The organism is Streptomyces sp. NPDC090025 (genome assembly GCF_044748125.1).
Classification (GTDB): domain Bacteria; phylum Actinomycetota; class Actinomycetes; order Streptomycetales; family Streptomycetaceae; genus Streptomyces.
Genome location: NZ_JBIVFL010000027.1, coordinates 18,627 through 40,689 on the forward strand (window position 1 = coordinate 18,627; position 22,063 = coordinate 40,689).

Here is a 22,063-nt window from a genome sequence, read left to right on the forward strand (position 1 = left end):
GCCCCGCCACGGCCGCTGCGACGTTCGGAGCATGACCAGTGACGACAGGCCCCGGGCCGGCCTGACCGGTGCGCAGCGGACGGCGAAGGCGCGCGTGAGCGCCTGGTGGCGGCGATGGCGGCGATGGCCCGACCGGGCGGCCACGGCGACGGTGCTGTGGGCGGTGCTCTACGCCGGGTTCGGTCTGGTCTGCGCGCTGCGCGGGACCTCCGTGCTCGACCACGCCGGCGGCTCCTGGGCGGCCGGGCTCGGCTGGGCGGTCATGGCGGTGGGTGTCCTCGCGGCGCTCGTCGGCGGCGCGGTGGTGCGGTACGGGCTCCGCCCGGCGCTGCGGGTACTGCTCTGGATCACCTGCGGGCTGACCGGGATCATCGCGTTCAGCCTGCTGATGGACGTGGTCACACTGCTGCTCGGCCAGGGCGTGGACCACCCGGCCGCCGCCGCGAACAAGGCCCTTGCGGCCATCGGGGCGGCGCTGCTCGCGACCACGGCCCGCTCCGGCGACCGCTCCGGCGACCGGTCCGCCGACCGGCCCGGCCACCGACCCGACCACCGGCCCGCTCACCGGACCGACGGCACCGCCGCACGCGCGCCGTCCGCCGCCCCGCGGTTCGTCCGGCGCGCCGCCTGGGCCGGGACGCTGGCCTTCGTCCCGTACGCGGCGATGAAGCTGGTGTGGGCCTGGGGCGGCACGTTCGCGGGGATCACCGGTGCGCAGGTGCTCGCGGTCTCGGAGCGGAACGGCGCCTCGGGGATCTTCCTCACCCTGGAGTCCTGGGGCCTGGACCCCACCGCGCTGCTCGCCGTGCTCGGTGTCGTCCTGCTCCGGGGCCTGGTCCGCCCCTGGGGGCAGGTCTTCCCGCGCTGGACACCGTTCCTGCGCGGCCGACGGGTGCCGCGCTGGCTCCCGCTCGCCCCGGCGCTGCTCGGCGCGGCCACGCTGGCCCCGTACGGCGTGGTGGGAGCCGGATACCTGGCCCTGGCCACGGCCGACGTCGTCACGATCCGCCGCGGCGACCTTCCCACCGCGGGCGACGCCCTGCTGGTCGGCTGGATCGGCATGGCCGCCTTCGGGATCTACGGCATCGCCCTGACCGTCGCGGCCCGCTCGTACTGGCTGCGCACCCGTCCCGCCGCCCGGCCGGGCACCGCCACCGGCTGACCACCCCCGGCCCGCCGAATCGGTCCAGACATGCCGAATTGGCCTTGGCCCGCCCTTTCCCACCTGCGTTACGTTCCTGGGCATGCGGATCCGAATCGTCGACGCCTTCACCGACCGGCCCTTCTCGGGCAACCCCGCCGGAGTCCTGCTCCTGGACTCGTTCCCGGCGGACGACTGGCTCCGGCGGGTGGCCGCCGAGGTCAATCTCTCCGAGACGGCCTTCGCCCATCCCCTGCCGCCCGGCGGCCCCGCCGACTGGGCGCTGCGCTGGTTCACCCCGACCACCGAGGTCGACATGTGCGGCCACGCCACGCTGGCCACCGCGCACGTCCTGCACACCACCGGAGCCGCCACCGGCACCGTCCGGTTCGCGGCCCGCTGCGGGATCCTGTCCGCCACCGCCGAACCGGACGGCACGATCACCCTCGACTTCCCGACCTCCTCGCTCACCGCGGTCCCGGCCCCGGCGGGCCTCGCCGAGGCGCTCGGCGCGGAGCCGGTAGCCGTCCGCGACACGGCCGCCCACGTCGGCGACCTGGTGGTCGAGCTGACCGACGAGAAGGCGGTACGCGGCCTCTCGCCCGACTTCAAGGCGCTGGCCGCGCTCCCGTGCCGGGGCATCATCGCGACCGCCGCGGCCGACGACCCGTCGGGCGCCTACCAGTTCGTCTCGCGCGGCTTCTTCCCGGCGGTCGGCATCGAGGAGGACCCGGTCACCGGCAGCGCCCACACCGCGCTCGCGCCGTACTGGTCCGCCCGCTTCGGCCGCGACGAACTGACCGGCTTCCAGGGCGGCACCCGCACCGGCCTGGTCCGCACCCGGCTGCGCGGCGACCGTACTCTGCTGACGGGCCACGCGGTGACCGTGATCGACGGCGAGCTGCTCGCCTAGGTCGTGTCCGGCCGGGGCCGCCCCCGGATCCGGCTCCCGTTCACGGATTCGGCCGCCTCCTCCCCGCCGTGCTTTCCTTGACGGACACCGACCGAAAAGGCAACGCACCCATGAACAGCTCGGCCCCCACGGGAGATCCCACCGGCCTCGCCGACCTCACCGGCACCCCGCCGCTCCCGGCGGCGGAGAGCTTCGACGCCATGGAGCTGCCCGAGGCGGTCCGCACGGCGCTCGCCGCGCAGGGCGTCACCACGCCCTTCCCCATCCAGGCGGCCGCCCTGCCCAGCGCCCTCGCCGGCCGCGACGTCCTCGGCCGGGGTCGCACCGGCTCCGGCAAGACGCTCGCCTTCGGCCTGGCGCTCCTCACCCGCACCGCCGGCCGCCGCGCCGCCGCCAAGAAGCCGCTCGCCCTGGTCCTCGTACCGACCCGCGAACTGGCCCAGCAGGTCGCCGAGGCGCTCACGCCCTACGCGCGCGCCCTGGACCTGCGGCTCGCGACCGTCGTCGGCGGTCTCCAGGCCGGCCGCCAGGCCGGGGAGCTGCGTGCCGGGGCCGAGGTCCTGATCGCCACCCCCGGACGCCTCAAGGACCTCGTGGAGCGCCGGGACTGCCGGCTCGACGACGTCGCCGTCACCGTCCTCGACGAGGCCGACCAGATGGCCGACCTGGGATTCCTTCCGCAGGTGACGGAACTCCTCGACCGGGTGCCGGCCGGCGGGCAGCGGATGCTCTTCTCGGCCACCCTGGACCAGGACGTCGAGACCCTGGTCCACCGCTACCTCCAGGACCCCGTGGTGCACGCCGCCGACGCGGCCGCCGCCCCCGTGCCCACCGCCGAGCACCACGTGCTGCGCGTCCACGGCGGCGACAAGTTCGCCGTCGCGGGCGAGATCGCCACCCGCGACGGCCGCGTCCTGATGTTCCTGCACACCAAGGCATCCGTCGACCGCTTCACCCGGCAGCTCGTCGCCGCCGGGGTGCGGGCCGCCGCGCTGCACGGCGACAAGTCCCAGCCGCAGCGCACGGCCACCCTGGAGAAGTTCCGGACCGGCGCCGTCACCGTCCTGGTCGCGACCAACGTCGCCGCCCGCGGCCTGCACGTCGACGACCTCGACCTGGTCGTCAACGTCGACCCGCCCACCGACCCCAAGGACTACCTGCACCGGGCCGGCCGCACCGCCCGCGCCGGCGCCTCCGGCAGCGTCGTCACCCTCGCCCTGCCCGACCAGCGCCGCGACCTCGCCAAGCTGCTCGCCGAGGCGGGCGTCCGGGCCCGCACCGCCGACGTCCGCCCCGGGGCCGACGAGCTGCGCCACCTCACCGGTGCCAAGGCCGCGGCGGGCGCCCCCGGCGGCGAGCGGGACCGGCGCGGCGCCGCCTTCCGGGGCATGGGCACCCTCCCCGGGCGGCCCGGCCGCACCAAGAACGAGTCCCGCAAGACCGCCGACGCCCGGCGCGCGGCCGAGGCCCGCAAGGCCGCCCGCGTGCGGCGCGGCGGCGCGTAGCGCACGCCGGGCCCTAAGCGGTCGGCAGCCAGCCCACCTTGCCCGCGAGCAGCGCGTACCCGACGAACGCCACGATGTCGAGCAGCGCGTGCGCGACCACCAGCGGCCCCACCCGGCCCCAGCGCCGGTACAGCCACACGAACACCACGCCCATCACGGCGTTGCCGATGAAGCCGCCGATGCCCTGGTAGAGGTGGTACGAGCCGCGGAGCAGCGAACTGGTGGCCATCGAGGCGTTCCGGGACCAGCCCAACTGGTCCAGTCTGCGCAGCAGATAGCCGACGACGATCACTTCCTCCAGGACGGAGTTCTGGATCGCGGACAGGATCAGGACCGGGAACTTCCACCACACCTCGGGCAGCGACTCCGGCACCACGGTCAGGTTGAAGCCGCTGGCACGCGCCGCCAGGTAGAAGGCGAGCCCGGCGCTGCCGATCCCGGCGGCGACCAGGGTGCCGCGCCCGAGGTCGGGCCAGGGCCGGGTGCGGTCGAAGCCGATCGCGCGCAGTCCGCGCGTCCCGGCGCCCTCGCGCAGCAGCAGGTGCGCGACGAGGACGACCGGGACGAGCGCGGTGGCGATGCCGAACAGCTGCCAGGACAGGTCGAGCCAGGGCCGTCCGGGCGCGTACGAGCCGTTCAGCGTGGCGGCCTGCTCCTTCAGCGCGCCCGGCTTGGTCAGCGAGCCGATGAAGCTGATGAGCGCGGAGACGCCGCTGGCGCCGAGCGACAGGGCGAGCACGATGAGCGTCTCGTTGCGCAGGACGGTCCGCGAGGGCCCGTCGGGAGGCAGCGAAGCGTCCACCACTCGTTGCTCAGACACCACACCTGTCTCCCATTCCCCAGCGCTTACGGGTACGGGAACCCTACCTAGGTCGCGGGCACCCCGCCTTCGAGCCCCGGCACGGTCGCGTCGGTCCCGACCGGCCAGGTGTGCACGGGTTCGCCGGTCAGCATCAGTTCCCGGTAGCGGCGGGTGGTCGCGGCGAGTGCGGCCGGGCGGTCGAGGCCGGCGCGCAGTGCCTCGTGGAAGGTGTCGACCTGCCAGGAGGCGCCGTTCACCCGGCGGCGGCAGCGCTCCTCGATCACGCCCAGATAGAAGTCGCGGTCGCGCGGCTCGATGTGCCAGGCGTCGAGCCCGGCCGCGGCCAGCGGCAACAGCTCGTCCAGGACCAGTTTCACGGCCGGGACCGTGCCGACGCCGCCGGAGCGGCCGGGGCGCGGCCAGCGCAGTTCGGCGTCGATGCCGTGGCGGCAGGCGGTGTCGAAGTTGTGGTCGGCGTCGGCGAAGTCCATCCGCTTCCAGACCGGCCGGGACTCCTCGGCGAGCGCCCGGACCAGTCCGTAGTAGAAGGCGGCGTTGGCGACGACGTCGGTGACGGTCGGTCCGGCGGGCAGCACCCGGTTCTCCACCCTGAGGTGCGGGACGCCGTCGACCCAGCCGTACACCGGCCGGTTCCAGCGGTAGACGGTGCCGTTGTGCAGCACCAGTTCCTGGAGCTTGGGGACCCCGCCCTCGTCGAGCACCCGCAGCGGGTCCTCGTCCTCGCAGATCGGCAGCAGCGCGGGGAAGTAGCGCAGGTTCTCCTCGAAGAGGTCGTACACCGAGTCGACCCAGCGCTCGCCGAACCAGGTGCGCGGGCGCACCCCCTGGGCCTGGAGTTCGGGCGGCCGGGTGTCGGTGGCCTGGGTGAACAGCGGCGGGCGGGACTCGCGCCACAGTTCGTGCCCGAACAGGAAGGGCGCGTTGGCGCCGACGGCGATCTGCACCCCGGCGATGGCCTGGGCCGCGTTCCACAGGTTGGCGAACCGTGGCGGGGTCACCTGCAGGTGCAGCTGGACCGAGGTGCAGGCGGCCTCGGGCACGATCGAGGCGGCGGTGCACAGGAGCCGTTCGACGCCGTGGATGTCGAGCGTGAAGTCCTCGCCGCGGGCGGCCAGGATCTGGTTGTTGAGCAGCGTGTAGCGGTCGGCGACCGAGAGGTTGGAGAGCACCGCGTCGTCCTGGGTGAGGGTCGGCAGAATGCCGATCATCACCACGCCCGCGCCGGCTTCCCTGGCCTTGCGGTCGGCATATCCGAGTCCGGTGCGCAGTTCCTCCGCGAGCCGGTCGAATACGTGCCCGTCGAGCCGGTGCGGCGCGATGTTCACTTCCAGATTGAACATTCCGAGTTCGGTCTGGAAATCGGGGCTCGCGATCAGGTCGAGGACCGGCGCGTTGAGCATCCGGGGCAGCCCGTCGTCGCCCGCGAGATTGAGTTCGATCTCCACGCCCATCAGATTGCGGGGGCGGTCGAACCGCTTCTCCGCGAGCAACCGCGCGAGCGCCGCCAGGCATTGCTGGAGCTTTCGGCGATAGCGTTGCCGGTCGGACGGGCCGAACCCGTCGGCCACGACCTTCTCCCCCATCGAAGCGTCCCTCCCCGAGCACGTCGTGAGTGGGCGGCCGCCGCGACGGCCGCGCGCGTCTCGGACCATGATGCCCAATCGGCTGATCGACAACGCCTGTGCGGGCGAGGTGTGACGGGATAGTCTGGTGCGGCTTCGGCAGCTGGCAGTGACCTCAGGCAATTCGGGTCCGACATATTCCGCGGTCATATTCTCGGGGCTGTACTGGCGCACCGGGGTCATGATTCGGCCGACCCGCTCCAGCGGTGAAAGTGCAGGCGGGCGTTCCGGCGGAGGGGCGCGTTCCGGCGAATCGGCCTGGTAATACGACCGAATGACGCCTTGTCAGGAATATCGGCGACGCCTAGCGGAAACACTGTGTGAACACATGTCGTATAAACTCCGCGAACGAGGCAGAGTGTTGCGCACGCCCCCGCACGCGGGGCCCCCCGCTCTGGCCCGTCGCTGACAGCGTCGTCGTACCCGCCCACGCGCCACCGTGTCTCCTGAGTGAGAGGCGACCCATCATGCTCCGACCCTCCCCGGCCCCCGCGCCGGCCCTCCGCAGTGTCCTCGCGGCCCTCGGCTCGCCCTCGGCGGTCCGCGAGGCGCGCACACCGGCCCTGCGGACCGCGCAGGGACCGCTGAGCCCCGAACTGCCGCTGCCCGTCCATGTGCTCGCGTCCGCCGAGCACACCGGGGCCCGCCCCGGGCAGCGCCCCGCGCCGCCCGCCGGGCCGCTGCCCTCGCACACCCGGCTGACCGGCTGGCGCTTCCTGGTCCGCGACGGTGAACGGGCGATCGCCGCCGCCGACACCATGCTCACCCCGGACGGCTGGGCCTTCTCGCACTTCTTCGAGGGTCCCTATGTACTCGCCACCGAACGGGCGTTGATGCGCGCCGAGGCGCTGGCCACGCCGTACCAGCCGCGGCTGCTCTCGGTGCCGGAGCTGTACATGCTGACGCTGTGGCTGCACGCCGACACCGCGGCGGACGGCGCCTCGACCGAGCCGGGCGCGGCCGATCTGCTGGTCCCGCTGGCCCCCGCGCCGCCCGGGATCGCCGCCGACCGCCCGTACCGGATGGCCGATCTGCTGCCGGTGATCAGGACCCGCCGGACGCCGCCGCCGCTGCTCGGCTCGGCCGCCACGGCGACGGCCTGAGCGGTCCGGACCGGCCGCCGACCCGCCCCGGGGCCGCTGGGCCCCCGGGGCGCACTGCTGTCCGACGCTGCTCCCGTTCGGACTAGCCCACTATGACCACCCCGAACCCCCCGAAGGGACGGTGCGGTTGGCCTGAACCGCCCCTGCGGGTGATGCGTCTTCACAGGAGAGGACGAGCTGCCGCGAAATCCCTGCGGAACGCCGTCCGTGGGGCAAGACTGTGGACCGGAACCGAACCGACCGACGGGGGCGGCCATGCCGACGAAGAGCCGCAGCACATCCACCACGACGCAGCGAAAGAATCCATCCATGTGCCAGCACCAGCCTGCCTGTCCCATCGCGACCTCAGCCGACCGGGAGGCCGCCCGCCTCGTGGCGCACCACCCGGAACAGGGCTGGAGCCTGCTGTGCAACGGCGTCCTGCTGTTCGAGGACACCGGTGAGCTGCTGCCGGACGGACAGATCATCGCCCCGCACCGCCCGCTGACGGCGGCCGGGGTGACGACGGCGGCCTGAGCGGGCCGACGGGGAGCACCACGTACGAGGGAAACGCCGAGGGCCGGCCCGGAGAAGTTCTCCGCACCGGCCCTCATGTCGTACCCGTCGTGGGTCAGTTGTCGTACTCGTCCAGCGGCGGGCAGGAGCAGACCAGGTTCCGGTCGCCGAAGGCGCCGTCGATCCGGCGGACCGGCGGCCAGTACTTGTCCGCGGCCACCACACCGGCCGGGAAGACGGCCTCGTCCCGGCTGTAGGCGTGGTTCCACTCGCCGCCGAGCGCGGCCGCGGTGTGCGGGGCGTTGCGCAGCGGGTTGTCCTCGGCGGGCCACTCGCCGGAGCCGACCTTCTCGATCTCGCCGCGGATGGCGATCATCGTGTCGCAGAACCGGTCGATCTCGACCAGGTCCTCGGACTCGGTGGGCTCGATCATCAGCGTGCCGGCCACCGGGAACGACATGGTCGGCGCGTGGAAGCCGTAGTCGATCAGGCGCTTGGCGATGTCGTCGACGGTGACACCGGTGGCCTTGGCCAGCGGGCGCAGGTCGACGATGCACTCGTGCGCGACGAGCCCGGCCGGGCCGGTGTAGAGCACCGGGTAGTGCGGCTCCAGGCGCTTGGCGATGTAGTTCGCCGCGAGGACGGCGACCTGGGTGGCCCGCTTCAGGCCCTCGCCGCCCATCAGGCGCACGTACGACCAGGAGATCGGCAGGATGCCCGCCGAGCCCCACGGGGCCGCCGAGATCGGGCCGACGCCGGTCTCCGGGCCCGCGGTGGGCTGGAGCGGGTGGTTCGGCAGGTACGGGGCCAGGTGGGCGCGCACCGCGACCGGGCCGACACCGGGGCCGCCGCCGCCGTGCGGGATGCAGAAGGTCTTGTGCAGGTTGAGGTGCGAGACGTCGCCGCCGAAGTGGCCCGGCTTGGCGAGGCCGACCAGCGCGTTGAGGTTGGCGCCGTCGACGTACACCTGGCCGCCCGCGTCGTGCACCATGCCGCAGATCTCGGAGACGTGCTCCTCGAAGACGCCGTGCGTCGACGGGTAGGTGATCATGAGCACGGCGAGCTCGTCGCGGTACTGCTCGATCTTGGCGCGCAGGTCCTCGACGTCGACCTCGCCGTCCTCGGCGGTCTTGACGACGACGACCTTCATCCCGGCCATCACCGCGGAGGCGGCGTTGGTGCCGTGCGCGGAGGACGGGATCAGACAGACGGTGCGCTGCAGGTCGCCGTTGGCGCGGTGGTACGCGCGGACCGCGAGCAGACCGGCCAGCTCGCCCTGGGAACCGGCGTTCGGCTGGATCGACACCTTGTCGTAGCCGGTGACCTCGGCGAGGCGGTCCTCCAGCTCGGTGATCAGGGTGACGTAGCCGCGCGCCTGGTCGATCGGCGCGAAGGGGTGGATCTGGCCGAACTCGGGCCAGGTCACCGGCTCCATCTCGGTGGTCGCGTTCAGCTTCATGGTGCAGGAGCCGAGCGGGATCATGCCGCGGTCGAGCGCGTAGTCGCGGTCCGCGAGCTTGCGCAGGTAGCGCAGCATCGAGGTCTCGGAGCGGTGCGCGTGGAAGACCGGGTGGGTCAGGTAGGCGTCGGTGCGCAGCGCGTCGGCCGGCAGCCCGTCCTCGGTGACCTCGTCGAGGGCCGCGACGTCGGCGGTGGCGCCGAACGCCTCCCAGACGGCGGCGAGCTGGGCGCGGCCGGTGGTCTCGTCGCAGGACATCGACACATGGTCGGCGTCGACGCGGTGGAGGTTGACCCCGCCGTCGCGGGCGGCGGCGACGACGGCGTCGGCGCGGCCGGGGACGCGGGCGGTCAGGGTGTCGAAGAAGGCGCCCTGGGTCAGCTCGACGCCACTGGCCCTGAGCCCGGCGGCGAGGATCGCCGCGTACCGGTGGGTGCGCCGGGCGATGCCCTTGAGGCCGTCGGGGCCGTGGTAGACGGCGTACATGCCGGCCATGACGGCGAGCAGCACCTGGGCGGTGCAGATGTTGCTGGTGGCCTTCTCGCGGCGGATGTGCTGCTCGCGGGTCTGCAGGGCCAGCCGGTACGCCTTGTTGCCGTCGGCGTCGACGGAGACGCCGACCAGGCGGCCGGGCAGCGAGCGGGCGTGCTTGTCCTGGACGGCCATGTAACCGGCGTGCGGGCCGCCGAAGCCCATCGGCACGCCGAAGCGCTGGGTGGTGCCCACCGCGATGTCGGCGCCGAGCGAGCCGGGCGAGGCCAGCAGGGTCAGGGCGAGCAGGTCGGCGGCGACGGTGACGACGGCGCCGAGCTCGTGGGCCTGGTCGATGACCGGCTTGATGTCCCGGATGGCGCCGGAGGCGCCCGGGTACTGCAGCAGCACGCCGAAGACACCGCGCTCGGCGATCTCGGCGGGGATGCCGGCGGACAGGTCCGCGACGACGACCTCGACACCGGTCGGCTCGGCGCGGGTCTGGATGACCGCGACGGTCTGCGGCAGCGCGTCGGCGTCGATCAGGTAGACACCGTTCTTGACCTTGCCGACGCGGCGGGAGAGCGCCATGGCCTCGGCGGCGGCGGTGCCCTCGTCGAGCAGCGAGGCGCCGGAGGTGGGAAGGCCGGTGAGGTCGGCGACCACGGTCTGGAAGTTGAGCAGCGCTTCCAGGCGGCCCTGCGAGATCTCCGGCTGGTACGGCGTGTACGCCGTGTACCAGGCCGGGTTCTCCATGACATTGCGCAGGATGACGGGCGGCGTGAACGTGCCGTAGTAGCCGAGGCCGATCATCGGCGCGACGACCTGGTTGTGGTCGGCGAGCACGCGCAGCTCGGCGAGGACCTCGGCCTCGGTGCGGGCGGCCGGCAGGGCCAGCGCCTCGGCGTTCTTGATGACGTCCGGCACGGCGGCGGCCGTCAGCTCGTCGAGCGACCCGTAACCGACCTGGGCGAGCATCTTGGCCCGCGCCTCGGCGTCGGGTCCGATGTGCCGCTGCTCGAAGGGGATGCCCTGCTCGAGCTCGGAGAGCGGGATGCGGTTGGCGGTCATGTACGGGGGCCTCCTGGTCGTCACGACCTACGAGGGGCACCGCGGCGCGGGTGCCCGGACGGCCTCCCCCTCTGTCATCTCAACCTGAGAGCTTCACCGGCCGTGCCTCGCGGCGGACCGGCTTTCACCGTCGGTGAGGGTGGGAGCCGTCGACGCCCGCCCTGCTTTCCAGAGTGACCTCGTCCGCGCGGTACCGGGTGCCTGAGAGATTCCGGGGAGGATTTGCTCCTTCGGCGCCTCCGAAAGGTTTCTCCGGAGGACTCTCCCGCGCGGGGTTAACAGCCACAGCCAGCCTACCAGCGCGGTTCCTTCTCCCATCGCTCAAGTGGCCGACATCCCAGATGTGCACTTTTGTAGTTCTTGTAGAGCAGTTGCGACCAGTTGGAGGGACCGTGCAGACCGATATCGATCCGCGCAGCCTGATCGGCCGCAAGGCGTTCGACCGGAACGGACACAAGATCGGCACCGTGGACGAGGTGTACCTGGACGACGCGACGGGCGTCCCCGAATGGGCGGCCCTGCGCACCGGCCTCTTCAGCCGGGACGCCTTCGTCCCCCTGGAGCCCAGCGAGCTCGCCCGCGACGGCCTCCACATCCCCTACGAGCGCGCCCTCATCAAGGACGCCCCGGACTTCGGCGTCGGCCGCCACCTCTCCCCCGAGCAGGAACTCCAGCTCTACCGCCACTACAGCCTGTCCCTGCCGCCCCCGCCTCCGGACGCCTTCCACCGGGACCGGGACTTCGGCAGGCTCGCGGGCCAGGAGGACACCTGACGGGAAGACGCCGGAAGCGCGGACGGTACGGACGGTACGGGCGGTCCCGGGCGGCGCCGTCACGCGCCGGTCGCCCCGCCCTCCACCAGCGGCAGCGGGTCCGAGGGCGTCAGCTCCGGGTCGTCGACCGAGAAGGTCCGCACCCGGCCCGGCGCCGAGCCCGGCTCCTCGAAGCGCACGGTGACCCGGCCGAGGCCGCTGCCCTGCACCCAGCCGGGGCCGTGCACCACGTGCCGGACGTCATGGCCCGCCGCCCACCACCGTGCGGCGGTCGCGGCCGCCGTCTCCGGGGCGGCGGCCACGTCGGACCGGTCCTCGGCGACGGCGAGCGCGGCCGGACCCGGCCCGGCCGCCCCGGCGGCCCCTGACGGCGCAGGCTCGGGCACCTCCGCCGCTCCCGCGGCCTCCGCCGCCTGGTCCGCCGCCGCCTGGGCGAACTGCGCGAACAGATCCTCCTGCGTGTAGTCCGCGAGGCCGCTCACCCCGACCCCGAGCAGCCGCACCCCGCCCGTGGTGTCCACCAGCTCCAGGAGCCGCGTCGCCGCCTCCCGCACGACCACCGGATCGTCCGTCGGCCCGCGCAGCGTCTCGGACCGGGTCAGCGTCGAGAAGTCGTACCGCCGCACCTTCAGGACGATCGTCCGCCCCGAGTGCCCGGAGCCCCGCAGCCGCGCCACGCACCGCTCCGCGAGCCGCTCCACCTCAAGGCGGATCCGCAGCCGGTCGTGGATGTCGACGGCGAAGGTGTCCTCCACCGACACCGACTTCGCGTCCCGCTCGGCCACCACCGGACGGTCGTCGTCCCCGAGCGCCATCCGGTACAGCGAGGCCCCGTGCGAGCGCCCCAGGAGCCGTACGAGCTCGTCCTCGCCCGCCTCCACCACCTCGGCGACCGTGCTGATCCCGGCCCGCCGCAGATGCTCACCGGTCGCCGGACCGACACCCGGGATGATCCGGACCGACCGCGGCCCGAGCAGCTCCCGCTCGGTGCCCGGCTCGAACAGCACCAGACCGTCCGGCTTCGCCTCCTCGGAAGCGATCTTCGCGAGCATCTTGGTCCCGGCGAGCCCCACCGACCCGGTCAGCCCGGTCGTCGCCAGGATGTCGGCCCGCAGCCGCTCCCCGGTCGCCCGCGCGCTCGCGCTGTCGTCGGCGAGCCCACCCGCCTCCAGGTCGACAAACGCCTCGTCCAGGCTCAGCGGCTCCACCAGCGGCGACAGCGAACCGAGCAGCTCCATGACCTGCCCGCTGATCGCCCGGTAGAAGGAGAAGCGCGGCACCAGATAGGCGGCGTTCGGCGCGAGCCTGCGCGCCTGCGCCATCGGCATCGCCGAATGCACCCCGAAGCGGCGTGCCTCGTACGACGCGGTGGCGACCACCCCGCGCGGCCCGAGCCCGCCGACCACCACGGGCTTTCCGCGCAGGCTCGGCTTCGACGCCTGCTCCGCGGCGGCGAAGAAGGCATCCATGTCGAGATGCAGGATGGTGGGCGCGGCTCTCACGGTTCCGATGCTGCCCTACGCCACTGACAATCGACCCGCACGGCCGTACGAACGGCGCGTCCGGCGCCCCGCGGGCACCGACCCGGCGGGTCAGACCGCCCGGTCGCGCCGCCGCCGCGCCAGCTCGTCCGCCGGGTTGTGCCCGATCAGCGTCTCGCCGGTGTCGACCCGCTCGCCGTGCAGCTGCGAGAGCGCCGCCTCGACGTCCCGCCACACGACACCCACCGCGATGCCGAAGACGCCCTGCCCGCCCTGGAGCAGGCCGACGACCTCGTCGGGCGAGGAGCACTCGTAGACGGTGGCGCCGTCGCTCATCAGCGTCATCCGCTCCAGGTCCCGAAAGCCCCTGGCCCGCAGGTGCTGCACCGCGGCGCGGATGTTCTGCAGCGCGACCCCGGTGTCGAGGAAACGCTTGACGATCTTCAGGACGACGACGTCGCGGAAGCTGTACAGCCGCTGCGTCCCCGACCCGTACGCGGGCCGCACGCTCGGCTCCACGAGCCCGGTGCGCGCCCAGTAGTCCAGTTGGCGGTAGGTGATGCCGGCCGCCGCACAGGCCGTGGGCCCGCGGTAACCGACCGTCTCCGTCCCCGCGTCCGGCGCCGTGGCGCCCGCGCCCGGGTCCGTACCGAGGTCGCCCACACTGCCGTGAAGCGGATACGGGCCCTTCTCCCCGGGCGCACGCCCCAGGAAGCCCCCTGCCGTACCGTCGCCGCTGCTCATCACGCCGACCCTCCGTCCTTGACCTGCCCACACGAAGGTAGGCAGTCGCTCGGGGTGCGTCAACGATCGCCACACTCGGCACGCCGAGTGATAATCACCCGAAGAGTGGTTTCCCTAAAGCTCTCGCCGGGAAGGCTACTCGAATGCTCCGGCGGCGCCCGCCGAGAAGGGCCCTCCGGGCGATCGCCCGATCGGGCGACATCACCCTCCGCGACCTGCCCCGGGCCGTCTTCCGGACCGCGTGGCGACCCCGGTGGGCGCCGTGCCCGGCGGCCCGCTCGCGGGGCCTACTGGTTGCTGGTGCCGAAGTCCTCGGGCGAGATCTGGTCGAGGAACTCGCGGAACTTCTCCACCTCGTCCTCCTGCTCGTCCGGGATCGCGATCCCGGCGTCGTCGAGCACCCCGTCGCTGCCGTAGATCGGCGTCCCGGTGCGCAGCGCCAGCGCTATCGCGTCGGACGGCCGGGCACTGACCTCGACACCGCTGGCGAAGACCAGCTCGGCGTAGAAGACGCCGTCCCGCAGGTCCGTGATCCGGACCTCGGTGAGCTCCTGCCCCACGGCCTCCAGGACGTCCTTGAAGAGGTCGTGCGTCAGCGGCCTGGCGGGGGCCATGCCCTGCTGGGCGAAGGCGATCGCGGTCGCCTCACCCGGTCCGATCCAGATGGGGAGGTACCGGTCGCCTCCCACTTCACGCAGGAGCACGATCGGCTGGTTGGAGGGCATTTCCACCCGGACACCCACAACGTCGAGCTCGTTCACACAGCAACCCTAGGACGTGCCCGACCGGTTTGGGTAGTCGGGCCGCCCGAAGGCCGTCCGAAGATCACTGCAACCGGACCCCGAGCGAGGTCTGCACCAGTGCCGCGTGCAGCCGTACGGAGAGCGCGGCCAGTTCCTTCGCGGTGGCCTCCGCATGGGCCCTGGTCTGCGGGTTACGGTGCCGGCGCAGCGGTGCGACGACCTGCTCGACGAGCCCGGCCTCCCGGTCGGCGGCGGCCTTCACGGCCCGCAGGTGCCGCGGTTCGAGACCGAATCTCCCCAGATCCGCCACGAGCTTGGCGACGGTGACGGCCTCCGCGTCGTAGCCGCCGCCTTCAGTGGCGGCGATCAGCCCGTACGACTCCCATTCGGCCAGCTCGGCCTCGGACACCTCGGCGGCGGCCAGCAGCTCGGCCCGGCCGAGCCGGGCCGCCGTGGGCCGGTCCTGATCCCCGTCCCAGGGGCCGTCCAGGGCCCCTTCGAGCAGATCGCGCTGGGGTCCGGCGGGCGCGGGCAGCCGGACCTGCTCGCCCCGCGCGAGGGCGTCCAGGTGCTCGCGGATGACCTTCAGCGGGAGATAGTGGTCCCGCTGCATCCGCAGGATCGACGCGAGCCGCTCCACGTCCTGCGCGCTGAACTTCCGGTAGCCGGAGGCCGTGCGGCGGGGCTCGACGAGCCCTTCGGCCTCCAGGAACCTGATCTTGGAGATGGTCACTTCGGGAAACTCGTCGCGCAGCTGGCTCAGCACCGTGCCGATGCTGACCAGCCGTTCGCCCGCGGGGGCGGCGCCGAACCCGGCACCGCCCGTCGGTGTACGCAGCATGGACCTTCCCTGAAGGTTCTCCGGGGCGTCACACGCCCCGCTGGCTCGCGAAGAACACGAGCCGGTACTTGCCGATCTGCACCTCGTCACCGTTGGTGAGCACGACCGAGTCGATCGGCTCGCGGTTGACGTAGGTGCCGTTGAGGCTGCCGACGTCCGACACCGTGAAGGTGCCGTCGGGCTGCCGACGGAACTCGACGTGGCGGCGGGACACCGTCACGTCGTCGAGGAAGATGTCGCTCTGCGGGTGACGGCCGGCCGTGGTCAGCTCACCGTCGAGGAGGAAGCGGCTGCCCGAGTTCGGACCGCGGCGCACGATGAGCAGCGCCGAGCCGAGCGGCAGCGCCTCCACCGCGGCGATCGCCTCGGGCGACAGCGACGGAAGCTGGGTCTGACCGGTGATCTCCGCCTCGTACGCCTCGAGGCCCGAGATGGAGATCGTCGAGGTCGTCTCGGACGCCCGCTCCGGCACAGCCTGGCCGCGCAGCGGCGCGCCGCAGTGGGAGCAGAAACGGCTGTCCGCCGTGTTGCGGTGACCGCACCTCGTACACACCGGCATGGACGCGTCCTCCTGCCGCGGCTGCCCCGCGGAGGTCTGGGTCGCGTACGGGTCGGGGGTGAACCCTCCACCCGTACCTGAGGTTGATGGTTCTCCGAAACCTATGCGCGCGGCACCGGCAGGGTCAACAGTCGACGCGCCCGGTCCGCCCGGAATGTCACCGGCCTGGCCACCGACCTCGTCACGGAAGAGGGGGCGCTCGCCGCCGTCTTCCTCCACGCCCTGGGCGTGACGCGGCGCGCGATGCCTGGCGTTGCCGCCGTCCTCGCGTCCGCTCTTGCCGAACAACTTCGCAAACAACTTCACGGGCGATTCCCCTTGACCGAAACAGACCCGCCCGTGGGGCAGGACGAACCCTGACTGAACACACCTGCCGACCCGGACATCCTCACAACGTCCGTACGCTCTCGACAGTTTCCACCACGCACCACCGATGTGGTGCGGCGACCCCCCGCAAGGTCATGCCCTTGCCGCGTGACCGTCATCAGCCCCGCCTCACTGCGAGGACGACTGAGCGTAGTCAGGCCGCTTCGCGGGCCGCAAGGCATCGACCACGATCTTCCCGGAACGCTCCACCGTGGCCGTGGCCTGCTCCTTCTCCAATGTCTGAACGATGCCACCGGGGATGTTGAGCGCGGGCTCCAGATCCTCCGGCTTGCCGATGACCTTGAAGACGTACGGAGCGGCCACTCGCGTTCCATCGATCTTCATGTCGCTTCCGCTGCCGGAGAAGTAGCTGTCCGCGACCACCCGCACACCGTCGACCTGGATGGCCTCCGCGCCGGCCGCGCGCAGCTCCTGAATGGCGTCGAGCAGCATGTCCGACTCGATCGCGCCGGTCGGGTCCTTGATCGTCAGGGTGATGCCGGGCCCCTGCGCGGCGACCGTGCCGGCCAGGATGCCGAGCTGCTGCTCCTTCTCCTGGGTCTGCTTACGGGCCTCCTCGGCCTGGTCCGAGCTCGACTCCAGCTCGTTGCGCTGGGTCTCCAGGCGGGTCTTCTCGTCCTCGAGGCGCTGCGTGCGGTCGTCGAGTTCGTCGAGGATCCGGACCAGGTCCTCCTGCCGGGCGCCGCGCAGCGCGCTGTTGTCGCTGGTCGACCGCACCTGGATGGCCAGGCCGAGGCCGAGCACGAACAGCAGCACGGCGACGATGAGTTGGGCGCGGGTGATCCGCGGCGGCCACAGGCTCGCGGCGAGCCGCTGCCGGCCGCTGGTGCCGGACCCGCCCGGCGCGGCCGGGGCCGCCTGAGGCGAGGGCGGGGTCTGCGGGGCCGGTTCGGCGACCGGGGGCAGCGGCTGGGGCCGTCGGGGCGGCAGGGCGTGGTGGTGCGGCGGGCGGGGCGGCTGAGGTGCCTGGGGCGGCTGCGGTGTACCGCCGTCGCCCTCGGGCCGCTTTCCGTTCCCGTCCGCGGGAGTGCCCTCGGGCCTGCTCCCGGGCGTGTTCTCGCTGTCGTTCTCGCGCTCGTTCATCGGTGTCACGCCCGGAAGACGTGGCGCCGGATCGCGGCCGCGTTGGAGAAGATCCGGATGCCGAGGACGACGACCACACCGGTCGACAACTGCGCGCCCACGCCCAGCTTGTCGCCGAGGAAGACGATCAGCGCCGCCACGACCACGTTCGACAGGAACGACACGACGAAGACCTTGTCGACGAAGATCCCGTCGAGCATGGCCCGCAGGCCGCCGAACACCGCGTCGAGGGCGGCGACCACGGCGATCGGAAGATAGGGCTCGACCACCGCCGGAACCTCGGGCCGGACCAACAGTCCGACCACGACTCCCACGATCAGGCCCAGTACGGCGATCAAGATGTGCCCTTCCCTGTGTCGGCCGTGGCCCGCCCGGTGGCCTTCGCCGCCCCGGCTCCCCTCGGCTCTGCTGTACGTACGATCAGGCTCGGCGCGGCCGGCAGACGCACGTCGCCCTCGGCCGAGATGCTCGTACGGATCCCGAAGTTCTCCTGCAGCGCGTGCAGATACTGCCCGTCTGCGCTGTCCTGGAAGGCGGTGCTCAGCCGCCGCCCGTCACCGACCGCGAGGACCGTGTACGGCGGCACCAGTGGCTTGTTGTCGACGAGTATGGCGTCGCCCGCCGCCCGGATCGCCGACAGCGCGGTCAGCCGCTGCCCGTTGATCGCGACCGCCTCGGCGCCCGACTCCCACAGCCCGTTGACGACCCGCTGCATGTCCCGGTCGCGCACCCGGCCGGTGTCCGAGAACCCACTGCTCTCGCGCGGACCGCCGCCCCCGGTGTCGGAGGTGCCCTTGGCGTCGTCGACGACCAGCTTCACGCCGGGACCGTGCACCGGCGTCGCCCCCGAGAGGAGGGCCACCAGTTCGGCCTGGTCACCACCGTGTTGTTCGAGCGCCTTGCGCTGCCGCTCCCCCACCTCGTCACGGATCCGCTCGACGTCCTCCGCCAGCTTGTCGGCCGTGGACGTCTCCGACTCGATCCGGTCGATCAGATCCTGCCGCTCCTTCGCGACCACCGGCGCCGACACCCGCGCCTCGGCCGCGCCGAGCGTCACCACGGCCGCCGCGAGCACCAGACCGGCCGCGAGACCGAGCTTGGACCGTACGGTACGGGGCAGCCCGCCGCCCTCCGCGGCGCGGCGGGCCGAAGCCTCCGCGTAGCCGTCGTCGAGGGCGTGGTCGATCACGTTGTTCAGCAGCGACATGGACGCGTCCGGACGCGCCGGTGGCGAACCTGCTCCGGTGCTCCGGACGGGGGGCTGCTGCGACATGCCGCACATCGTCGCACGTCGTACGCCCTACCGCCGAATGGCCCCTCCGCCGGGCCGGGAGGTACCCGCGAGTACCTCCCGGCCCGCCCGCCCCACCGCGCGGCGGGGCCGCCGGGGATCCGTCAGTGACCTGCGCTGTCGACCACGGCCGACCACTCGTCGAGCAGCGCCTGGGCGGAGGCGTCGTCGGGGCCCTCGGCCCACAGATGGGTGACGGCCTCGGCCGGGTCAGGCAGCACCATCACCCAGCGCCCGTCGGTCTCCACCACCCGCACGCCGTCGGTGGTGTCCACGGACCGGTCGCCTGCCGCCTCCACCACCCGGCGCATCACCAGGCCCTTGACCGCCCACGGCGTGGGGATGTCCCGCCGCAGCACATGGGCCCGCGGAATCCGGGCGTCGATCTGGCTCAGCGTGAGCTGTGTCCGAGCGACAAGCCCGATCAGCCGCACGAAGGCCGCGGCCCCGTCGAAGACGCTGCTGAACTCGGGCACGATGAAGCCGCCGCGCCCGTCGCCGCCGAAGATCGTCGACTCCTCCCGGCCGACCCTGGTGAGGTCGTCGGGCGAGGTCGTCGTCCACTCCACCTGGGTGCCGTGGTACGCGGCGACCTGCTCGGCGATCCGGGTGGTGGTCACCGGCAGGGCGACCCGCCCGGACCGCCGCTCGGCCGCCACCAGGTCCAGCATCACCAGGAGCGCCCGGTCGTCCTCGATGATCCGGCCCCGCTCGTCGACGAGCGAGAGCCGCTCGCCCACCGGGTCGAAGCGCACCCCGAACGCGGCCCGCGCCGACGCCACGATCTCCCCGAGCCGCACCAGACCGGCTCTCCTGCTCTCCGCCGACTCGGTCGGCCGGGACTCGTCGAGCCCCGGATTGATCGTCAGCGAGTCGACCTGGAGCCGCCCGAGGAGACTGGGCAGAACGAGCCCGGCACTGCCGTTGGAGGCGTCGACGACCACCTTCAGGGACGCCTCGGCGATCCCCGAGGTGTCCACGTTGCGCAGCAGCGACCCGGTGTACGAGTCGAAGACGCTGGCCGGGAAGGACAGGTCGCCGATCTCCCCGGGGAACGCCCGCCGGTACTCCTGACGTGCGAAGACCCGGTCGAGCTTGCGCTGTCCCGCCTGCGAGAGGTCGGCGCCCCGCTCGTCGAAGAACATGATGTCGACGGAGTCCGGCACGCCGGGCGAGGTCCGCACCATGATCCCGCCCGCGGACCCGCGCGCGGTCTGCTGCCGGGCCACCGGCAGCGGTACGTTCTCCAGATCCCGTACGTCGATGGCGGCGGCCTGCAGCGCCGAGATCACCGCCCGCTTCAGGGCCCGCGCACCCCGGGAGTGGTCACGCGCCGTGGTGACGGTCGCGCCCTTCTTCAGGGTGGTCGCGTACGCCCCGGCGAGCCGTACGGCCAGCTCGGGGGTGATCTCCACGTTGAGGATGCCGGACACCCCGCGGGCCCCGAAGAGGTGGGCCTGGCCGCGGGACTCCCAGATGACGGACGTGTTGACGAAGGCGCCGGCCTCGATCGTCTTGAACGGGTAGACCCGCACATTGCCCTGCACGATCGATTCTTCACCGATCAGGCACTCGTCACCGATGACGGCCCCGTCCTCGATCCGGGCCGATCGCATCACATCGGTGTTCTTGCCGATGACGCAGCCGCGCAGATTGCTCTGCTGCCCGATGTAGACGTTGTCGTGGATGACGGCCTTGTGGAGGAAGGCACCGCTCTTGACGACCACGTTGGAGCCGATGACGGTGTGCTCGCGCACCTCGGCGTCGGCTTCCACCTTGGCGTAGTCGCCGATGTACAGCGGACCGCGCAGCACCGCGTCGGGGTGGACCTCGGCGCCCTCGGCGACCCAGACGCCCTCGGAGATCTCGAAGCCGTCGATGTCGACCTGGACCTTGCCCTCCAGGACGTCGGCCTGGGCCTTCACATAGCTCTCGTGGGTGCCGACGTCCTCCCAGTAGCCCTCGGCGACATAGCCGTAGATGGGCTTCCCGTCCTTCATCAGACGGGGGAAGACATCACCCGACCAGTCCACCGGAACGTCGGCCTCGACATAGTCGAACACCTCGGGTTCCATGACGTAGATGCCGGTGTTCACCGTGTCCGAGAAGACCTGGCCCCAGGTCGGCTTCTCCAGGAATCGTTCGACCTTTCCTTCCTCGTCGACGATCGTGATGCCGAACTCCAGCGGATTGGGCACCCGGGTCAGACAGACCGTGACGAGGGCGCCCTTCTCCTTGTGGAAGCGGATCAGATCGGTGAGGTCGAAGTCGGTGAGCGCATCCCCCGAGATGACGAGAAAGGCGTCGTCCTTCAACGCCTCCTCGGCATTCTTCACGCTCCCCGCGGTGCCGAGCGGCTTCTCCTCGTTCGCGTACGTGAGCTCCATTCCGAGCTCTTCGCCGTCCCCGAAGTAATTTCGGACGAGCGAGGCGAGAAACTGCACGGTGACGACGGTCTCGTTGAGACCGTGCCTCTTGAGCAGTCGTAGGACGTGCTCCATGATCGGCCGGTTCACCACCGGCAGCAGAGGCTTGGGCATGCTCGAGGTCATGGGGCGAAGGCGTGTGCCTTCGCCGCCGGCCATCACGACGGCCTTCATGTCGGAAGCGTCCTCCTTGAAGAGACGACGGTCCTGCCGACTTCACCAGCCCGCGCAATGGCCCCCGGGCGTCCTCATCACTGCCGGCGTCGTTGCTCGGCACTCACGGACGGGCTCGATCGGCCGCGGTATCCGCCTTCACGAGTCGACGGACCTGGACCACGTAGAGGATCCCTGCCCACCAATACAGAGTTGTACCCCATCCGGCGAAGGCCCACCCGAAAACTTCAGCGAGTGACGCCAGCCATCCGTTTCCGTCACTGAGGAGCAGCAGCGGGAAGGCGTACATCAAGTTGAATGTCGCGGCTTTCCCGAGGAAGTTCACCTGCGGCGGCGGATAGCCGTGGCGCCGGAGGATACCCACCATCACCAGGAGCATCAGCTCCCGGGCCAGAAGGACGAGAGTCAGCCACAGCGGCAGGATCTCCCGCCAGGTGAGGCCGACGAGCGTGGAAAGGATGTACAGCCGGTCGGCGGCCGGATCGAGCAGCCGGCCGAGGTTGCTGATCTGATTCCAGCGCCGTGCGAGCTTCCCGTCGAGGTAGTCGCTGACACCGCTGAACAGGAGCACGAGCAGTGCCCAGCCGTCGCTCTTGGGTCCGCCGAACTCGGGGCGGAGGATCAACCACAGGAACACGGGGACGCCGACGAGGCGAGCCATGCTGAGGATGTTGGGGATGGTGAGTACCCGGTCCGTCTGAACGCGGGTCTCCTGGACCTCCACCCGGGGGCCTCCTGTGGGAACGAGCTGACGATGTGCCCCCTGACCTTACCCTCAGCACCGCCGGGAGGCCGCACAGGGGTGTCCGGAACGCAAAAAAGCCTCAACCCCTGGACGTGGTCCAGGGGTTGAGGCTCAAAATTTGTTCGGCGGCGTCCTACTCTCCCACAGGGTCCCCCCTGCAGTACCATCGGCGCTGAAAGGCTTAGCTTCCGGGTTCGGAATGTAACCGGGCGT

At 72.0% G+C, this 22,063-nt stretch carries 19 protein-coding genes, 1 rRNA gene and 1 riboswitch; of the genes, 6 read left to right on the forward strand and 14 right to left on the reverse strand.

Features of this window, described 5'->3' with window-relative positions:
* Positions 1-31 precede the first annotated feature (31 nt).
* The 3 genes from ACIPXM_RS35265 (at position 32) to ACIPXM_RS35275 (ending at position 3,559) form a co-directional block, all read left to right on the forward strand.
* Positions 32-1,162 (forward strand): hypothetical protein, encoded by a 1,131-nt coding sequence (locus ACIPXM_RS35265; RefSeq protein WP_401664189.1) that lies wholly within the window; start codon positions 32-34, stop codon positions 1,160-1,162.
* Positions 1,163-1,244: 82 nt separating this feature from the next.
* Complete coding sequence (locus tag ACIPXM_RS35270) at positions 1,245-2,054, forward strand: PhzF family phenazine biosynthesis protein (RefSeq protein ID WP_401664192.1); 810 nt, start codon at positions 1,245-1,247, stop codon at positions 2,052-2,054.
* Positions 2,055-2,164: 110 nt separating this feature from the next.
* Positions 2,165-3,559 carry a DEAD/DEAH box helicase gene (locus tag ACIPXM_RS35275; RefSeq protein WP_401664195.1) on the forward strand — a complete coding sequence of 465 codons (1,395 nt, stop codon included), beginning with the start codon at positions 2,165-2,167 and terminating at the stop codon, positions 3,557-3,559.
* A gap of 13 nt (positions 3,560-3,572) precedes the next feature.
* On the opposite strand, the gene ACIPXM_RS35280 is transcribed toward ACIPXM_RS35275, so the two are convergent.
* Together ACIPXM_RS35280 and ACIPXM_RS35285 are read right to left on the reverse strand one after the other, a co-directional pair.
* Positions 3,573-4,364 carry a CPBP family intramembrane glutamic endopeptidase gene (locus tag ACIPXM_RS35280; protein ID WP_401664235.1) on the reverse strand — a complete coding sequence of 264 codons (792 nt, stop codon included), beginning with the start codon at positions 4,362-4,364 and terminating at the stop codon, positions 3,573-3,575.
* A 62-nt stretch (positions 4,365-4,426) separates the two neighbouring features.
* Positions 4,427-5,965: a glutamate--cysteine ligase gene (locus ACIPXM_RS35285; RefSeq protein WP_401664197.1), complete on the reverse strand. Its 1,539-nt coding sequence runs from the start codon at positions 5,963-5,965 to the stop codon at positions 4,427-4,429.
* A gap of 506 nt (positions 5,966-6,471) precedes the next feature.
* On the opposite strand from ACIPXM_RS35285, the gene ACIPXM_RS35290 reads away from it, so the two are divergent.
* Complete coding sequence (locus ACIPXM_RS35290) at positions 6,472-7,107, forward strand: hypothetical protein (RefSeq protein ID WP_401664200.1); 636 nt, start codon at positions 6,472-6,474, stop codon at positions 7,105-7,107.
* Between the two features lie 309 nt (positions 7,108-7,416).
* Entirely contained in the window at positions 7,417-7,623 is a 207-nt protein-coding gene (locus ACIPXM_RS35295; protein ID WP_401664203.1) for a DUF5999 family protein, read from the forward strand.
* A 94-nt stretch (positions 7,624-7,717) separates the two neighbouring features.
* Here ACIPXM_RS35295 and gcvP read toward each other — a convergent pair whose 3' ends face one another.
* The gene (gene gcvP, locus ACIPXM_RS35300; protein WP_401664207.1) at positions 7,718-10,603 is read right to left on the reverse strand and encodes an aminomethyl-transferring glycine dehydrogenase; all 2,886 of its coding nucleotides are present in this window, start codon (positions 10,601-10,603) and stop codon (positions 7,718-7,720) included.
* Positions 10,604-10,781: 178 nt separating this feature from the next.
* Positions 10,782-10,881: riboswitch (glycine riboswitch) on the reverse strand.
* A 114-nt stretch (positions 10,882-10,995) separates the two neighbouring features.
* On the opposite strand from gcvP, the gene ACIPXM_RS35305 reads away from it, so the two are divergent.
* Positions 10,996-11,376 carry a PRC-barrel domain-containing protein gene (locus ACIPXM_RS35305; protein WP_401664210.1) on the forward strand — a complete coding sequence of 127 codons (381 nt, stop codon included), beginning with the start codon at positions 10,996-10,998 and terminating at the stop codon, positions 11,374-11,376.
* A 59-nt stretch (positions 11,377-11,435) separates the two neighbouring features.
* On the opposite strand, the gene ACIPXM_RS35310 is transcribed toward ACIPXM_RS35305, so the two are convergent.
* The 11 genes from ACIPXM_RS35310 to rrf all read right to left on the reverse strand — a co-directional run.
* Positions 11,436-12,878, reverse strand: a complete 1,443-nt coding sequence (locus tag ACIPXM_RS35310; protein ID WP_401664213.1) for a DNA polymerase IV — start codon at positions 12,876-12,878, stop codon at positions 11,436-11,438.
* Positions 12,879-12,968: 90 nt separating this feature from the next.
* On the reverse strand, positions 12,969-13,601 hold the full coding sequence (locus ACIPXM_RS35315) for a MerR family transcriptional regulator (protein ID WP_401664216.1): 633 nt from the start codon (positions 13,599-13,601) through the stop codon (positions 12,969-12,971).
* A gap of 287 nt (positions 13,602-13,888) precedes the next feature.
* On the reverse strand, positions 13,889-14,362 hold the full coding sequence (locus ACIPXM_RS35320; RefSeq protein WP_128976543.1) for a bifunctional nuclease family protein: 474 nt from the start codon (positions 14,360-14,362) through the stop codon (positions 13,889-13,891).
* A 64-nt stretch (positions 14,363-14,426) separates the two neighbouring features.
* Positions 14,427-15,185, reverse strand: a complete 759-nt coding sequence (locus ACIPXM_RS35325) for a MerR family transcriptional regulator (RefSeq protein WP_401664220.1) — start codon at positions 15,183-15,185, stop codon at positions 14,427-14,429.
* A 28-nt stretch (positions 15,186-15,213) separates the two neighbouring features.
* The gene (locus ACIPXM_RS35330; RefSeq protein WP_401664238.1) at positions 15,214-16,179 is read right to left on the reverse strand and encodes an FHA domain-containing protein; all 966 of its coding nucleotides are present in this window, start codon (positions 16,177-16,179) and stop codon (positions 15,214-15,216) included.
* Between the two features lie 60 nt (positions 16,180-16,239).
* A complete protein-coding gene (locus ACIPXM_RS35335; protein ID WP_401664240.1) occupies positions 16,240-17,214 on the reverse strand; it encodes a DUF881 domain-containing protein in 975 nt (324 codons plus the stop codon).
* 5 nt (positions 17,215-17,219) lie between these two features.
* Entirely contained in the window at positions 17,220-17,552 is a 333-nt protein-coding gene (locus tag ACIPXM_RS35340; protein ID WP_015032176.1) for a small basic family protein, read from the reverse strand.
* Entirely contained in the window at positions 17,549-18,487 is a 939-nt protein-coding gene (locus ACIPXM_RS35345; RefSeq protein WP_401664223.1) for a DUF881 domain-containing protein, read from the reverse strand. The genes ACIPXM_RS35340 and ACIPXM_RS35345 overlap by 4 nt, the downstream gene beginning before the upstream one ends.
* Before the next feature lie 122 nt (positions 18,488-18,609).
* On the reverse strand, positions 18,610-21,105 hold the full coding sequence (locus ACIPXM_RS35350) for a sugar phosphate nucleotidyltransferase (RefSeq protein WP_401664226.1): 2,496 nt from the start codon (positions 21,103-21,105) through the stop codon (positions 18,610-18,612).
* A 103-nt stretch (positions 21,106-21,208) separates the two neighbouring features.
* Complete coding sequence (gene pgsA / locus ACIPXM_RS35355) at positions 21,209-21,829, reverse strand: CDP-diacylglycerol--glycerol-3-phosphate 3-phosphatidyltransferase (protein ID WP_401664229.1); 621 nt, start codon at positions 21,827-21,829, stop codon at positions 21,209-21,211.
* 141 nt (positions 21,830-21,970) lie between these two features.
* A 5S ribosomal RNA gene (rrf, locus tag ACIPXM_RS35360) occupies positions 21,971-22,063 on the reverse strand; the annotation flags it as partial.

Coding starts and splice junctions, on each gene's coding strand:
- ACIPXM_RS35265 (WP_401664189.1), top strand. CDS start 32: ATGACCAGTGACGACAGGCCCCGGGCCGGCCTGACCGGTGCGCAGCGG.
- ACIPXM_RS35270 (WP_401664192.1), top strand. CDS start 1,245: ATGCGGATCCGAATCGTCGACGCCTTCACCGACCGGCCCTTCTCGGGC.
- ACIPXM_RS35275 (WP_401664195.1), top strand. CDS start 2,165: ATGAACAGCTCGGCCCCCACGGGAGATCCCACCGGCCTCGCCGACCTC.
- ACIPXM_RS35285 (WP_401664197.1), bottom strand. CDS start 5,965: ATGGGGGAGAAGGTCGTGGCCGACGGGTTCGGCCCGTCCGACCGGCAA.
- ACIPXM_RS35290 (WP_401664200.1), top strand. CDS start 6,472: ATGCTCCGACCCTCCCCGGCCCCCGCGCCGGCCCTCCGCAGTGTCCTC.
- ACIPXM_RS35295 (WP_401664203.1), top strand. CDS start 7,417: ATGTGCCAGCACCAGCCTGCCTGTCCCATCGCGACCTCAGCCGACCGG.
- gcvP (WP_401664207.1), bottom strand. CDS start 10,603: ATGACCGCCAACCGCATCCCGCTCTCCGAGCTCGAGCAGGGCATCCCC.
- ACIPXM_RS35315 (WP_401664216.1), bottom strand. CDS start 13,601: ATGAGCAGCGGCGACGGTACGGCAGGGGGCTTCCTGGGGCGTGCGCCC.
- ACIPXM_RS35325 (WP_401664220.1), bottom strand. CDS start 15,185: ATGCTGCGTACACCGACGGGCGGTGCCGGGTTCGGCGCCGCCCCCGCG.
- ACIPXM_RS35335 (WP_401664240.1), bottom strand. CDS start 17,214: ATGAACGAGCGCGAGAACGACAGCGAGAACACGCCCGGGAGCAGGCCC.
- ACIPXM_RS35345 (WP_401664223.1), bottom strand. CDS start 18,487: ATGTCGCAGCAGCCCCCCGTCCGGAGCACCGGAGCAGGTTCGCCACCG.
- ACIPXM_RS35350 (WP_401664226.1), bottom strand. CDS start 21,105: ATGAAGGCCGTCGTGATGGCCGGCGGCGAAGGCACACGCCTTCGCCCC.